Raw genomic sequence first — 14,044 nt, 5'->3', positions numbered from 1 at the left:
CCGGCCGGCCGCGCGGCAGCACCACTCCCGGCGCTCCCGCTGTCCCCGGCGCCCCCGCTACCCCCGCTACCCCTGCTACCCCCGCACGAGAGGCGGACCCCCTCATGCTCAGGCAGCACCAGCCGCTGTCCTACCCCTTCGAGCCGACCGGACTCGAACTCGACCCCACGTACGCGAAGTTGCGCGACAAGCCGCTGGTCCGGATCCGGATGCCGTACGGCGACGGCGCCTGGCTGGCCACCCGCTACGAGGACGTCCGGACGGTGCTGGCCGACCCGCGGTTCAGCCTCGCCGCCGCGATGGGCCGGGACCAGCCCCGGATGCGCCCGGTCGCCCGCACCGGCGCCGGCCTGTTCTCCACCGAGCCGCCCGACCACACCAGGCTCCGTTCGCTGGTGGCCCGGGAGTTCAGCGCCCGCCGGGTCGAGCGGCTGCGGGCGCGGGCCCGGGAGCTGGCGGACGAGCTGATCGACGGCATGATCGCCGCCGGTCACCCCGCCGACCTGGTCGAGGACTTCGCCATCCCGATGCCGACCACCATCATCTGCGAGGTGCTCGGCATCCCGGCCAAGGACCACCGGATGCTCTGGAGCTGGGCCGAGACGGTGCTCTCCGCCGTCACCCCCGGCGAGGTGCTCGCGGTCGAGGGCCAGGCGTTCATCGACTACATGGCGGGCGTGCTGGAGCTGCGCGGCCGGGAGCCGGGCGACGACCTGCTCACCGTGCTGGTCCGGGCCTGCCGCGAGCAGCGACTGATCGGTGAGGAGGAACTGCTCTCGATCGCCTGTGACCTGCTGATCGCGGGCTTCGTCTCCACCACCAACCAGATCGGCAACTTCTTCTACCAACTGCTCGTGAACCCCGAGGAGATGCAGCGCCTGCGGGAGCAGCCCGAGCTGATCCCCAGGGCCGTCGAGGAGCTGATGCGGTACGTGCCGCTGCTCACCGGCTTCAGCCTGCCCCGGTACGCCACCGCCGACGTCGAGCTGGGCGGGGTGACCGTCCGGGCCGGCGAGGCCGTGATGATCGCCACCGCCGCCGCCAACCGCGACCCGGAGGTGTTCGAGGAGCCGGAGCGCCTCGTCCTGGACCGCCCGGGCAACCCGCACATCGGCTTCGGCCACGGCGTGCACTACTGCATCGGCGCCCATCTGGCCCGGCTGGAGCTCCAGGTGGCGATCGAGCGGGTGCTGGCCCGGCTGCCCGGTCTGAGGCCGGCCGTCCCCGAGCGCGAACTGCGCTGGAAGGAGGACGCGATGGTGAACGGCCTGCAGGCGCTCCCGATCGCGTGGTGAGCACCCTCCGACAACGGCAACGCAACGGCAACGCACCCAACGGTACGGACGAGGAAGGCTGGAATGACGACACGGGAACCGGACGCCAAGCGCCGACGGGAGACGATGATCATCGTCGGCGGCGGCCTCGGCGGCCTCTCCACCGGGTGCTACGCCCGGATGAACGGCTACCGGACGCAGGTCTTCGAGATGCACGAGATCCCCGGTGGCTCGTGCACCGGATGGGACCGCAGCGACTTCACCTTCGACTGGTGCATCAGCTGGCTGCTCGGCAACGGACCGGGCAACGAGATGTACCAGATCTGGCTCGAACTGGGCGCGCTCCAGGGCAAGGAGATGCGCCACTTCGACGTGTTCAACATCGTCCGGGGCAGGGACGGCCGGGCGGTCCACTTCTACTCCGACCCGGACCGGTTGGAGGCGCACCTGCTCGACCTCTCCCCGGCCGACGCCGCGCCGATCCGGGAGTTCTGCGCCGGCATCCGGACCTTCCGCAAGGCACTCGCGGTCTACCCGTTCCTCAAGCCCGTCGGGCTGATGGGCAGGCTGGAGCGCTGGCGGATGCTGGCCTCGTTCGTCCCGTACTTCAACACCATCCGCAAGTCGATCACGGTGCTGATGACGGACTTCGCGCTGCGGTTCCGCGACCCGCTGCTGCGTGAGGCGTTCAACTTCATCCTCTACGAGAAGCACCCGGCCTTCCCGGTGCTGCCGTTCTACTTCCAGCTGGCCTCGCACGCCAACCAGGCCGCAGGGGTGCCCGAGGGCGGTTCGCTCGGGCTGGCCCGGTCGATCGAGGAGCGGTACCGCAAGCTGGGCGGCGAGATCACCTACAACGCCAAGGTCGAGGAGATCCTGGTCGAGCAGGACCGTGCGGTCGGAGTACGGCTCAGTGACGGCCGGGAGTTCCGCGCCGACATCGTGGTCTCCGCCGCGGACGGCCACACCACGGTGATGAAGCTGCTCAAGGGCCGGTACCTCAACGACACCTACCGGCGGCTGTACACCTCCCTGATCGACGAGCCCGGCCAGCTGTCGCCCGGCTACGTCTCCCTCTTCCTGGGGCTGCGCCGGCCCTTCCCGCAGGGCGATCCCTGCACCACCTACCTGCTGACGGAGGGGCAGGCGCGGGAGCTGACCGGGATCCGCTGCCGTTCGATGAACGTGCAGTTCCGCACCCGGCACTACCCGGAGCTGGCGCCGCGCGAGTCGACGGTGGTGTTCGCGACGTACTTCTCGGACATCGCCCCGTGGCGGGCACTGCACGAGGGGCCGGAGCAGTCGTCCCGGGTCCGGCGCGGCGAGGAATTGCACACGCTGCCGGTGAAGCACGGCCGGGAGTACATGGCGGCCAAGCGGCGGGTCCGCAACGGCATCGCCGGTTTCCTGGACGAGCGCTTCCCGGGTTTCAAGGACGCGGTGGCCGTCGCCGACGTGTCGACCCCGCTGACCCAGGTCCGCTACACGGGCGTCTACGACGGCACCTTCCCGGGGTGGAACCCGTTCGTGGAGGGCGCCGAGACGGTCGAGGCGGAGATCAAGAAGAGCGGTCCGGTGCTGCCCGGGCTGTCGGGCTTCTACCTCTCCGGGGTCTGGGCGACCATCGGCGGTCTGATCCGGGCGGCCGCCGCCGGCCGGCACGTCGTGCAGTTCATCTGCCGGGACGACGGTCTGGAGTTCGCGGCCGAGGTCGATCTGAGCGCGCCCCTGCCGACGCACCGGGTCATCCCGGTCGGCGGGCCGCCGCGGCAGGCCGGGCCGGCCGACGGGGGCGGCGAGGGCGGGGAGACCGGCGGGACGGGCGGGACCGGTGGGACCCCGGGGAAGCGTGACGCCGCGAAGGACACCGAGAACATGGAGACAGGAGCCCTCGCATGAGGATCGAGAAGTGGGTGGTCCGGGAACACCTGGACGGGGTGCCCGACGTCAACCGGATCTACCGGAAGGTCGTCGAGGACGTCGAGATCGACCTCCGGCCGGACGAGATGCTCTTCCGGACGCGGTACGTCTCGGTCGACCCGTACCAGAACGGGCTCGCCCTGGAGACACCGATCGGCCACCACATGGGCGCCGACTCGATCATGGAGGTGATCGAGGCCGGGCCGGAGGCGGCGTTCCGGGTCGGCGACCTCGTGCAGGGGTTCGGCGGCTGGCGTAGCCACGTCGTGCACAACGGTGCCGAGGAGCTGTGGAGGACCGGGACCTTCCCGATGGTCTTCCCGGCCTACCGGCGGCTCGACCCGGCCTGGTACGACGAGCGGCTGCCGGTCTCCACCGCCCTCGGCATCATGGGCGCGCCGGGGATGACGGCGTGGGGCACGCTCACCCGGTTCATGGCGGTGCGGCCCGGCGACACTGTGGTGATCAGCGGCGCGTCCGGCTCGATCGGCACCCTGGTCGGCCAGTTGGCCAAGCGGTCCGGGGCCGGCCGGGTGGTCGGCACCACCGCCTCGCCGGGCAAGGCCGAGTACCTGCGGGGGCTGGGCTTCGACGAGGTGGTCCTCTACGACCAGACCGACGACGCCGAGAAGGTCCGTCAGGCGCTGTCGCTCGCCGCGCCCGACGGGGTCGACCGGTACTTCGACAACCTGGGCGGCACGGTCACCGACGCGGTGTTCACCATGCTCAACGTGGACAGCCAGGTGGCCGTGTGCTGGCAGTGGGCGACCACGGTGAACGGAGATCTCACCGGACCCCGGTTGCTGCCGTACATCATGTTCCCGCGCACCACGATCCGCGGGATCTTCGCCCAGGAGTGGTTCACCGAGCCGCTGTTGGCGCAGATGCACCAGGAACTGGGCGGGCTGGTCCGGGACGGGGAGATCCGTTACCACCAGACCGTGCACAAGGGGTTCGACGAGATCCCGAAGGCGTACCGGAGCCTCTACGTGGACCGGGAGGGCAACCGGGGCAAGGTGCTCGTCGAGGTCTGACGCACGCCGCCGGCGGGAGGGGGCGTCCCCTCCCGCCGGCGGCGGGTCGGTCGTCGTGCCCCGCCGGAGCGGGTCGGTCGTGGCGGTCAGTCGTCGCCGAGGTCACCCTCGTCGGGACCGCCCGCGTCGGAGCCGTCCGGGGCTCCGGTGATCGCGTACCCCTGGCGGCGCGCCTCGTAGCAGGCGACCGTCGCGGCGGCGGAGACGTTCAGCGAGCCGACCCGGCCCAGCTGCGGCACGAACACCACCTGGTCGCAGAGCGCCAGCGCGTCCGCCGTCACACCGCGGTCCTCGTGGCCCAGCACGAAGGCCACCGCCGGGGTCAGCTCGGCGGCGAACATCGGCACCGCCTCGTCCGCCAGCTCCAGCCCGACGACCTTGAAGCCGTCGCCCTTCGCCGCGGCCACGGCCTCGGCGATCGTCGGGAAGTACTCGACCTTCAGGTACTTGTCGGTACCCATCGCGGCCTTCTGCGCACCCGCCGACCGCACCGACGGGGTGTCGCCGGTGAGGTACAGCTTCTCCGCACCCATCGCGGAGGCGGTCCGCACGATCGAGCCGACGTTGAACGGCGACTGCAGGTTTTCGAGGATCATCGCGAGCCGGAACTCGTTGCCACGCCGCCACTGGCGGTGCAGCCGCTTCAGTTCGGTCCCGCGGAGCTGCTTCACGACGTCGTACCTCGTCCACTCTCGGGGCCCTCGCCCGCCGTCGGGCGGGGCCGCGCTTCAAGAATCCGGAACCCGTTCACCGACGTGACGCGGGTGGTCGGGTAGCCCTGGTCGTTCAGCCACTGCTGCAACGAGTCCGAGCCCAGGTGCTTCTGGACCACCAGGAACGCCGAGCCGTCCGGGGTCAGCCGGCCGATCCACTGCTCCAGCAGGCTGCGCAGCGCGGTCTTGCCGATCCGGATCGGCGGGTTGGAGTAGATCGCCGCGAACCGCTGGTCGGCGGGGACCTCCTCGGGCAGTGCGGCCTGCACGTTGCCCAGCCGCAGCGCCTCGGCGTTCAACCGGACCAGCTCCAGCGCGCGGGTGTTGACGTCGACCGCCCAGACCGGCAGCCGTTTGCGCCGGCTGGCCCAGGTCAGGGCGATCGGGCCGTAGCCGCAGCCGATGTCCAGGATCGGGCCGCGCACCCGGGGCGGGGGCGCGTGCTCCAGCAGGATCCGGGTGCCCGGGTCCAGCCGAGTGCGGGAGAAGACGCCCGCGTCGGTGGTCAGTTCCAGGGTGAGGTCCGGCAGGGTGACCGTGATCGGGCGGCGTTCGCTGGCGACCTCGGGTGCACCGGTGAAGTAGTGCGAGCCGGACATGATTTCCCCGTCGTTCGTATGGGCCTCGGGGCCACCGGGAGGTGTGGGTAAGCCCTGCTGGTACGGCACCGATCGTACCCCCGGCGGCCTGTGACCCGTTCTCCCCGAGGACGGGGGTGCCGGTGGCGCGGCCGGCGGCTACCGGGTGCCCGGGGCCTTGCGGGTGGCCACGTTGATCCGGTTCCAGGCGTTGATCGTGAAGCAGAGCGAGATGAGCTGGGCGAGTTCCTTCTCCTCGAACAGTGCGGCGGCCCGCCCGTACACCGCGTCGGAGACGCCGCCGCCGATGTGGGTGATCTCCTCGGCCAGCGCCAGGGCGGCGCGCTCGCGGTCGCTGTAGACACCCTCCGGGGCCTCGTGCCAGACCGGGAGCAGGTAGATCCGCTCGTCGCTCTCACCGGCCTTGCGGGCGTCCTTGACGTGCATGTCGAGGCCGTAGGCGCAGCCGTTGAGCTGGGAGGAGCGGACGTGGACCAGCTCGACCAGGGCCGGGGCGAGGCCCTCCCGGGCGGCGGCGTCCAGGGCGATCATCGCGCGGAGGACCTTGGGGACGGTGCGGGCGTAGTCGAGGCGGCCGGCAGGCGGGTGCTCCTCGTGGGTCCGGGTCCGGGTCCGGTCCTGGTCCTGGGGCTGGTCCTGGGTCCGGGTCTGCGCGGCGTTCGTGTTCGTGTTCGTCGTCATGGCGAGGAGCCTAGGGAGCGGGTGAACCCCGTTCATGGTGCATTTAATGGTCTCTTTCGCGGGTCAATCCGCCACCGCCGGGCGGGCCCGCAGCGGCCGCGGACGTACGCCGGTCGGCGGGCGGCGCGTCGCGCCCGGGCGCCCGGCGGCGGATACTTCCAGTACCCCCACCGGACCCGAGGGAGCCTCCGAGCAGCGAGGACGGACGTCATGCCGCAGAACCACGAGGACTACCTGGACGAGGTCGCCGAGGCCGTGGAGCCGGACGAAGAGGTGGAGGAGGACGAGTACGACGAGCTCGCGGAGCGCCGGGCACTCGGCGCGGACCCGGCCACCGACGTCGCGGACGTCGCCGAGCAGAGCCGGGTGGTACAGCTCGACGAGGACGAGTACCGGGAGTAGGCGCTCACCGGAGCGCGCGCCGGGGCGCCCGGAAGCCGGGCCGGCGCCGGTCGGAGGTCAGGGACGGCCGGGCCCGGCGGTCGGTGCTACAGGGCCCGGCGGCGCTGCAGCCAGGTGAACGCGGCCCAGCCGGGCAGCACCGGCAGGACGAGGGTGAGCAGCCGGTAGAGCGCGACGGCGGCCAGTGCCCCGCCCTCCTCCATCGACGCGGTGTGCTCCAGCAGCGCCACCAGCGCACTGTCCACGACGCCGGCCCCGCCCGGGGTCGGCGCCGCGCTGCCGGCCGCGTTGCCGATCAGGAACACCACCGCGACCGAGGCGAAGGCCGGCTCCCGCCCGACCGCCCGGGCACAGCAGTACAGGCAGGCGACCAGCGAGATCGAGACCAGCAGCTGGCCGGTGATCCCGACCGCCAGCCGCCCCGGGTTGCGGAGCAGCTCCAGCAGCCGGGGCAGGACCTCGGCGGTCAGCGGACGCAGCCTGGCGGCCAGCCACCGCCGGGCCGGCGGCACGGTGGACACCCCGGCCAGCAGCACGGCCGCCCCGACGAGGCCGCCGACCACGGCGGGCAGGGCGTCCAGCTCGGAGCCGCCGGGTTCCAGCCCCAGCAGGTAGACGAAGGCGCCCAGCTGCAGCAGGTGCAGCACCAGGCCGAGGAGCTGGCCCACGCCGACGCTGGACACCGCCTGGGGGGTCGGGATGCCGGCCCGTTGGAGGAAGCGGATGTTCAGGGCGACGCCGCCCACCCCGCCGGGGGAGACCAGCTTCACGAACGAGCCGGCGACCTGGGCGAGCACCGCGTTGCGGAAGTCCAGCCGCTCCGGGACGAAGCCGACGAACCCCATCGCCGACATGACGTGGCTGGCGGCCGCGGCGAGCAGGGCGAGGACGAGCCAGAGCGGATCGGCATCGACGACGGCGGCGATCGGGTTCTGTTCGGTGGCGAAGAACTGGGGCAGCAGCAGCCAGCCGGCCACCACGCCGCCGCCGACCGCGAGGAGGGTGCGGGGACGCAGCCGCTCCAGCTTGACCGGGCGGACCGGTGCCTGCGGCCGGGTGCGGAGCACCTCGGTGCGGATGGCGTCGAGCAGGTCGGGAGGCGTCGCCGCGGCGGGCGCGCCGTCCGTGTCGGGCGCGCCGGGCGTGCCCGCTGTGTCCGGCGCGGGGCGCTGGGGCGGGACGGCCGCCGGGGCCGGTGTGCAGTCGGCGAGGGCGGAGGACTGCTTGAGGGCGTGCCGGGTGCTGCGGGACAGGGCGATCGGTTGCAGCAGCGGGAGGGCCGCGCCGACCGCGTCCGGGCCGAGTACCGCGACCGCGGCCCGGACCGAACGTTCGGCGCCGGTGCGCAGCGCGAGGGTGGTGAGCAGCTGGGCGATGTCACAGCGCAGGACGAGGTCGCTCGCCGCGATGTCGCCGTCCGCGAAGTCCACCAGGTGCACCGAGCCGGCCCCGTCGACCAGCAGCGCGGACGGGACCAGCGCCCGGTGGGAGATCTCGCGCCGCTGGAGCAGGGCGAGCTGGCGCCAGGCGTCGACGAGCAGCGCGTCGGTGACCTCGTCGTCGGCGAGCAGGTCGAGGGTGCGGCCGGGCAGACGCTCGTACGCGACGAGTGCGGTGTCCCGGCCGAGTTCGGCGGTGGCGGCGATCCGGCAGGTGCGGACCCCGGCGGCGACGGCCGCGTACGAGACCAGTGCCTCGTGTTCCAGGCCGGTGCGGAGCGAGCGCAGCGCCCGCGGGTGCGGGGCGGTGCGCAGGCGCAGCCGGCGCCAGGCCCGTTGCACCAGGGCGGCGGTGACCGCCTGCCGGTCGAGCACCTGGACGTCGAGGTCGGGGCGGCCGGCCTCCTGGTGGACGAGGTAGCGGTCGGGGCCGGCCGGGACGGCGGCGACCGGGCGCAGGCCCGCCTCGCGCAGGGTGTGCAGGAGCTGCGCCGGCCGGGGCCGGGGGTCCGGGGTGCCGACGGCGTAGCGGGTGCCGTGGGCGGCCGTCCAGCCGATCAGCAGTCCGAGCAGCAGGGCGATCGGGGTGGCGAAGCCGCCGGCGAGCCCGGCGAGTCCGGAGAGGGTGAGGACGGCTCGGGGCACCCGTCGTTCGCGCGCTCCGGACGCGGTGAGGAAGGCGAGGACGGGAGCGAGGTAGCCGTACACCGGTTCGGTGCGGGCGAGGGCGTCGCCGGGCAGGGGCTGGGTCAGCGCGGAGACCAGGGAGAACGGGGCGGGGCCGTCGATCCAGAGATCGATGACGAGCGAGACGCCGTACGCGAGGACGGCGGCCAGCAGACCGTCGGCGAGGTGCTGGAGGACGTGCCGGCGGCCGGGCACCGCACCGAGCAGCCGCCGGGTCGCCGAGTAGGCGGGGACCAGCAGGAGGGCGGCGGTGGTGAGTCCGGCGGCGATGCCGGCGAGCGGGGGCGGTACCAGCTCGGCGACCTGGGCGACGTCGGCGGCGATGCCGCCGGTGGTCGCGCGGGCGTAGTCGGCGAGCAGGAGGGTGAGGGTGATCGCGCCCAGGCCGACGAGCAGACGGATCAGCGCCACGGGCTGCCGGACCCGGCCGGTGCCCGCGATGCCCGGAAGGTCGGGCGGGGCCCCGGCGCTGCTCGTCGGCGCCTGGTCGGGCCCCTCGGCGGTGGGGGTGCCACCGGTGTCGCTGTTCGTTCTCCCCGTCACGTCCACCACGGTTGGCATGCTCCCACGCCGGGGTCGGCCGCCGGGCGGGGGTGCCGGGCGTGGTCCGGTGTCGGAGGCGGGGTCGGGTGGGTGGCGGACCGGCCGGCGGTCCGTGTCCGTGTCCGGGGCGGTCCGCGGCGGGGCGGGTGCGGAGTGCAGCGTGTCTCGGGGCGCGGTCCGGGGCGGTCGTCACTACTCTGCGTCCATGAGTGCCTGCGAAGACCTCGCCGCCGCACCCCGGGACATCGCGCCCCTCCCGCCCGCGGACGGCTGCTCCGACTGTCTCGCCGAGGGCCGTCGGGACTGGGTGCATCTGCGGGTCTGCCTGGACTGCGGCCACATCGGCTGCTGCGACTTCTCGCCGCAGCGCCACGCCACCTCGCACTTCCACAACAGTTCCCACCCGGTGATCCGCTCGTACGAGCCGGGTGAGGACTGGCGTTGGTGCTACGTCCACGAGGTGATGGGCTGAGGCGGTGGTGCGGGGTGTGCGGTTCAGGGTCCGCCGCCGGGGGGCGGTACCGACGGTTCCCCGCCCGGACACCGGAACGGACTCCCAGGTGTAACTCGGCCATAATCGGGACATAACGCCCGTGCGGTCCCTCCGGCCGACACCCGGCCGGCCACCGCCGATGGGAGGCCGACGATGACCAAGCGAACACCGGGCAGCACCGACAAGCTCCGCAGGGGAACCCAGGAGCTGCTGGAACGCCGGGGCATGGCGACGACCCCGATGACGTCCCCACCGAGCCCGCGCACCGGCGCCGCGGCGGGAGCCGGTGGCGCGTACGGAGGTGACGCGGCCTTCCGGCACGGCGGCCGGGACATCCGGACGGGGTTCGTGCAATCCGCACCCGCGCAGCACGCCGAGCTCAAGGGCCACCGGCACCGTGGGGCCGAGAAGCACTCGGCGCACTGATCGCGCAATGATCGCGCACTGATCGCGTTCGGCCGCGCGCGCCGGTCACGGGCCGGCCGGATGCCGACCGTGCGTCGGTTCGTCGGCCGTTCCGTCCTCCACCGGGGCGGGAGCCGCACGACGGCTCCCGCCCCGCCGCCGTCCGTTCGGGGTGGGCGACCGAAGCGTCGGCGAGGCCGGAGCCGTCGACGCCCCGGTCGCGACGGCCGGTGTCGGTGGTCTGCGATACGTTCGTGCCGATCACCGGCAGGGCCGGAAGCGGTGTGGGACGGGGGCAGGGCGATGGCCGACCTGATGACGGAGGAGCCGGTCGAGCTCCAGCTGGAGCGGCACCGGACGGAGTTGACCGGATACTGCTACCGCATGCTCGGCTCCGTCTTCGAGGCCGAGGACGCGGTGCAGGAGACCATGGTCCGGGCCTGGCGCGGGTACCGGGGTTTCGAGGGCCGGGCGGCCCTGCGGTCGTGGCTGTACCGGATCGCCACCAACGTCTGCTTCGACGCGCTGAACGGCCGCAACGGCCGGGCCCGTCCGATGGACCTGGCCGGCCCGTCCACCGTGGCCACCGCGACCGATGCCCAACTGCCCGAGGTCACCTGGATCGGCCCGGCGCCGGACGGCCGGGTGGTGCCCGAGACCGGGGACCCGGCCGAGGTGGCCGCCCAGCGGGAGTCGGTGCGGCTGGCCTTCGTCGCCGTGCTCCAGCGGCTGGCGCCCCGCCAGCGGGCGGTGCTGATCCTGCGCGAGGTGCTCGCCTGGAAGGCCGGCGAGGTCGCCGAACTGCTCGGCGTGACCGTCGCCTCGGTGAACAGCGCGCTCCAGCGGGCGCGCGCCACCCTCGCCGCCGACACCGCCGCCGCCCGCCCGGCGCCCGTGCTCGACGAGGACCACCGCGCGCTGCTCGCCCGGTACGTCAGCGCCTTCGAGGCCTACGACATGGACGGGCTGGCCGCGCTGCTGCACGAGGACGTCACGCTCAACATGCCGCCGTACGCGCTGTGGCTGACCGGGCACACGGACATCCGCGAGTGGATGCTCGGCCCGGGCCACGGCTGCCGGGGCTCCCGGCTGGTGCCGGTGGTGGCCAACGGCAGCCCGGCCTTCGGGCAGTACCGGCCGAGCCCGGAGGGCGGCCACGAGCCGTGGGCACTGATCGTGCTGGACGTTTCAACGGGCCGGATCGCGGGGCTCACCAACTTCCTCGACACCGACACGCTCTTCCCGCTGTTCGGCCTGCCGCCCCGGCTGGAGGCCGGTCAGGAGATCGGCCAGGAGATCGGCGGGGAGATCGGGCGGTAGCCACGGCGGCAGATCCGTCAGCTGCCCGGGCTGCGGTTCGGGGATCGGGCCGGGCAGCCGGTCGGGGACCAGGAACGGGAGGTCGCCGGGCGGGGCCGTGGCGGTCACGGCCTCCGTGGCCTCCGTGGTCCCGGGGGCGTCGGTAGGTGCCTGGGTGGGGAGGACGGCGGCCAGCCCGCTGAACGCGAGCAGTTCCCGCAGAGGGCCGCTCGCGTTCCGCAGGGACAGACCGACGCCCTGCCGGGCGGCGGCGAGCCGGAGCCGGGCGAGGGCGTCGACGACGGCGAGGTCGGGGGCGGGCAGGGCGCCGAGGTCACAGGTGACCTGGCGCGTGGTGGTCGGTCCGGCCGTGGGTCCGGTGCTGGGTCGGGTGTTCACGTAGGTGAGACCGGTGCTGCGCTCCCGGCTCATCGGCCGGTCGGGAGGATTCCCGAAAATTCTCGAAGAAGTTCGCCGAGGAGCGATGAGTTCCGTGCGGTGGTCCGGTCTACCCCTTCGAGAGCGCGACACCGAGCCGCACAACGCGGCGGAACACAGCAGAGGAAACGACATGAGCGAGAACCTGGGCGAGCTGACCATCATCCGCGAGCTGCCCGCCACCCCGGCGGACGTCTTCCGGGCGTACGTCGAGCCCGAGCAGTTCGTCCGCTTCTGGGGTCCGGTCGGCACCCACGTGCCGCTGGACACCGTGACCATCGAGCCGAAGGTCGGCGGGCGGTTCGACAGCACGATGGTGATCGAGGAGACGGGCGACCGCTACCCGGTCCGGGGCACGATCACGGCGATCCGGGAGGGCGAGCTGCTGGAGTTCGTCGAGGACGGCATCGGGATGACGGGCAGCCTCACCTTCGTCGACCTGGGCGAGGGCCGCACCAAGGTGGTCATGCAGCAGCGCGACGTCCCGGAGATGTACCTCGGCCCGGAGGCCGAGGCGGGCCTCAACTCCAGCTTCGACCGCCTGGTGGAGCACCTCGCGGCCCGGAGCTGACCCGCAACGGCGCTCCGGGCCACGGCGGGCCACGGCGGGCCACCACGGACCCCCGAGGCCCGCTCCCGCCGGCCACGCCTGCCGGCCGCTCCCGCCGGCCTCGTCTCCGACCGCGTCCGCGAACGCCCGTGACGGTCTGAGGCTGCCTGCGGCGGGGCGGGATGGCAGAGTGGGCGCAGTCGTCCCCTGAGCCGGAGGAGGTCCGCCGTGGCGGCCGAGCCGTTGAAGTCCCGTGAAGAGTGGTTGGCGTCACTGCCCCGGATCTACGCGGCGGCGGGGTGCGTCCTGCGGGACGAGTCCGGACGGATCCTGATCGTCAAGGCCGGGTACCGGGAGTACTGGCAGTTCCCGGGCGGGACGATCGACCTCGGTGAGGGGCCGGTCGAGTGCGCGGCCCGTGAGCTGGAGGAGGAGACCGGGATCGTCCGTCGGGCCGGTGACCTGCTGGCCATCTCCTGGACCCACGCATCGGACGAACTCGACCACCCGGCCCAGCACTTCCTCTTCGACTTCGGCACCGTCCCGGACGGCACCCCCGTGACCGTCCCGGCCGGTGAACTGGACGACCACCGCTGGGCCGACGACGAGGAGGCGCTCGAACTGCTCGGTCCGGCGCGGTCGTTGCGCCTCCGCGCGGCGGTGGAGGCGGCGGCCGACGGGCGCGTGCGGATCATCACCACCAACGTGTCGGGATTCTGAGTCCGCGCACCGGGGGTTCCGGGGCCCCGCCCGCCCCGGGGCCCCGGAACGCTCCGGTCACCCCTGGTCGGTGGCGCTCGACGCGATGAACGCGGCGAGGAGGTCGGTGATGAAGGCCTCGGTCTCCGGCTTCCCGGCGCCGAGGTCGTTGAGCACGCCGGCGCCGTTCTCCAGCTCCAGCAGCGCCAGCAGGATGTGCTCGGTGCCGACGTAGTTGTGACCGAGCTTCAGCGCTTCGCGGAACGTCAGTTCCAGCGCCTTCTTGCCCTGGGCGTCGTACGGGATGAGCGCCGGCACCTCGGCGGCGGCGGCCGGCAGCACCGCCGCCGTCGCGGTCCGGACGGCCTCCGGGGTGATGCCCTGGCCGGCGAGGGCCCGGACGGCCAGGCCGTCCGGTTCGGCGAGCAGGCCGAGCAGCAGGTGTCCGGCACCGATCTCGGCGTTGCCGGCCCGACGGGCCTCCTCCTGGGACGCCATCACGACCTTGCGGGCCCGGTCGGTGAACCGGCCGAATCCCTGGCTCGGGTCGAGGTCGGCGGGGGTCGCCGGGTCCCTGGGGACGAAGCGCTTCTGGGCGGCCTGCTTGCTGACGCCCATGCTGTGGCCGATGTCGGTCCAGGAGGCCCCGGAGCGACGGGCCTGGTCGACGAAGTGGCCGATGAGGTGGTCGGCCAGCTCGTCGAGGTGGTCGGCGGCGATGACCGCGTCGGCGAGCTGGTCGAGCGCGTCGGTGTGGATCTTCTTGATCGCGTCGATCAGGTCGTCGAGACGCAGCGGAGTGGTCTTGGGAACGATCGGATTCTCCATAGCGTCAACCTTAGGTTGTCGTTGCAGGATCGTCAACCGA

The 14,044-nt window shown here is 73.1% G+C and carries 14 protein-coding genes and 1 pseudogene; 9 read left to right on the top strand and 6 right to left on the bottom strand.

From position 1 onward, the window contains the following. Window positions 1–104 precede the first annotated feature (104 nt). The 3 genes from PUR56_RS38370 (at window position 105) to PUR56_RS38360 (ending at window position 4,228) form a co-directional block, all read left to right on the top strand. Window positions 105–1,295 carry a cytochrome P450 gene (locus PUR56_RS38370; RefSeq protein ID WP_329952369.1) on the top strand — a complete coding sequence of 397 codons (1,191 nt, stop codon included), beginning with the start codon at window positions 105–107 and terminating at the stop codon, window positions 1,293–1,295. A 63-nt stretch (window positions 1,296–1,358) separates the two neighbouring features. Next, on the top strand, window positions 1,359–3,173 hold the full coding sequence (locus PUR56_RS38365; protein ID WP_329952368.1) for a phytoene desaturase family protein: 1,815 nt from the start codon (window positions 1,359–1,361) through the stop codon (window positions 3,171–3,173). Then, window positions 3,170–4,228, top strand: coding sequence for an MDR family NADP-dependent oxidoreductase (locus PUR56_RS38360; protein ID WP_329885664.1), 1,059 nt, complete (start codon window positions 3,170–3,172; stop codon window positions 4,226–4,228). The genes PUR56_RS38365 and PUR56_RS38360 overlap by 4 nt, the downstream gene beginning before the upstream one ends. 86 nt (window positions 4,229–4,314) lie before the next feature. On the opposite strand, the gene PUR56_RS38355 is transcribed toward PUR56_RS38360, so the two are convergent. The 3 genes from PUR56_RS38355 to PUR56_RS38345 form a co-directional block, all read right to left on the bottom strand. Continuing rightward, the gene (locus PUR56_RS38355) at window positions 4,315–4,899 is read right to left on the bottom strand and encodes a TrmH family RNA methyltransferase (protein WP_329885663.1); all 585 of its coding nucleotides are present in this window, start codon (window positions 4,897–4,899) and stop codon (window positions 4,315–4,317) included. Then, complete coding sequence (locus PUR56_RS38350; protein WP_329885662.1) at window positions 4,896–5,540, bottom strand: class I SAM-dependent methyltransferase; 645 nt, start codon at window positions 5,538–5,540, stop codon at window positions 4,896–4,898. The genes PUR56_RS38355 and PUR56_RS38350 overlap by 4 nt, the downstream gene beginning before the upstream one ends. Before the next feature lie 138 nt (window positions 5,541–5,678). Then, window positions 5,679–6,221 (bottom strand): carboxymuconolactone decarboxylase family protein, encoded by a 543-nt coding sequence (locus PUR56_RS38345; protein WP_329952367.1) that lies wholly within the window; start codon window positions 6,219–6,221, stop codon window positions 5,679–5,681. 210 nt (window positions 6,222–6,431) lie between these two features. Here PUR56_RS38345 and PUR56_RS38340 point away from each other — a divergent pair, with 210 nt between their 5' ends. Further along, complete coding sequence (locus tag PUR56_RS38340) at window positions 6,432–6,623, top strand: hypothetical protein (protein WP_329885660.1); 192 nt, start codon at window positions 6,432–6,434, stop codon at window positions 6,621–6,623. Window positions 6,624–6,709: 86 nt separating this feature from the next. Here the strand turns inward: PUR56_RS38340 and PUR56_RS38335 are convergent, their stop codons facing one another. Next, a complete protein-coding gene (locus tag PUR56_RS38335) occupies window positions 6,710–9,292 on the bottom strand; it encodes a lysylphosphatidylglycerol synthase domain-containing protein (protein WP_329952366.1) in 2,583 nt (860 codons plus the stop codon). 205 nt (window positions 9,293–9,497) lie between these two features. On the opposite strand from PUR56_RS38335, the gene PUR56_RS38330 reads away from it, so the two are divergent. The 3 genes from PUR56_RS38330 (at window position 9,498) to PUR56_RS38320 (ending at window position 11,510) form a co-directional block, all read left to right on the top strand. After that, window positions 9,498–9,764 carry a UBP-type zinc finger domain-containing protein gene (locus PUR56_RS38330; protein ID WP_329952365.1) on the top strand — a complete coding sequence of 89 codons (267 nt, stop codon included), beginning with the start codon at window positions 9,498–9,500 and terminating at the stop codon, window positions 9,762–9,764. A 174-nt stretch (window positions 9,765–9,938) separates the two neighbouring features. Then, window positions 9,939–10,211, top strand: coding sequence for a hypothetical protein (locus PUR56_RS38325; protein WP_329952364.1), 273 nt, complete (start codon window positions 9,939–9,941; stop codon window positions 10,209–10,211). A gap of 282 nt (window positions 10,212–10,493) precedes the next feature. After that, window positions 10,494–11,510, top strand: a complete 1,017-nt coding sequence (locus PUR56_RS38320) for a sigma-70 family RNA polymerase sigma factor (protein WP_329952363.1) — start codon at window positions 10,494–10,496, stop codon at window positions 11,508–11,510. A 183-nt stretch (window positions 11,511–11,693) separates the two neighbouring features. Here the strand turns inward: PUR56_RS38320 and PUR56_RS38315 are convergent. Then, window positions 11,694–11,921: pseudogene (locus tag PUR56_RS38315) on the bottom strand (STAS domain-containing protein); the annotation flags it as partial. A gap of 139 nt (window positions 11,922–12,060) precedes the next feature. Between PUR56_RS38315 and PUR56_RS38310 the strand changes: the two are divergent. Together PUR56_RS38310 and PUR56_RS38305 are read left to right on the top strand one after the other, a co-directional pair. Beyond that, window positions 12,061–12,498: an SRPBCC family protein gene (locus tag PUR56_RS38310; protein WP_329952362.1), complete on the top strand. Its 438-nt coding sequence runs from the start codon at window positions 12,061–12,063 to the stop codon at window positions 12,496–12,498. A 207-nt stretch (window positions 12,499–12,705) separates the two neighbouring features. Further along, window positions 12,706–13,197, top strand: a complete 492-nt coding sequence (locus PUR56_RS38305; RefSeq protein ID WP_329952361.1) for an NUDIX hydrolase — start codon at window positions 12,706–12,708, stop codon at window positions 13,195–13,197. Window positions 13,198–13,254: 57 nt separating this feature from the next. Here PUR56_RS38305 and PUR56_RS38300 read toward each other — a convergent pair whose 3' ends face one another. Beyond that, window positions 13,255–14,004: a Clp protease N-terminal domain-containing protein gene (locus tag PUR56_RS38300; protein ID WP_329952360.1), complete on the bottom strand. Its 750-nt coding sequence runs from the start codon at window positions 14,002–14,004 to the stop codon at window positions 13,255–13,257. Window positions 14,005–14,044 lie beyond the last annotated feature (40 nt).

Origin of the sequence: Streptomyces sp. BE303 (genome assembly GCF_036290945.1) — a bacterium.
In the GTDB taxonomy this organism is placed as follows: Bacteria; Actinomycetota; Actinomycetes; order Streptomycetales; family Streptomycetaceae; genus Kitasatospora.
This window is presented reverse-complemented; position numbering and strand designations above follow the sequence as displayed.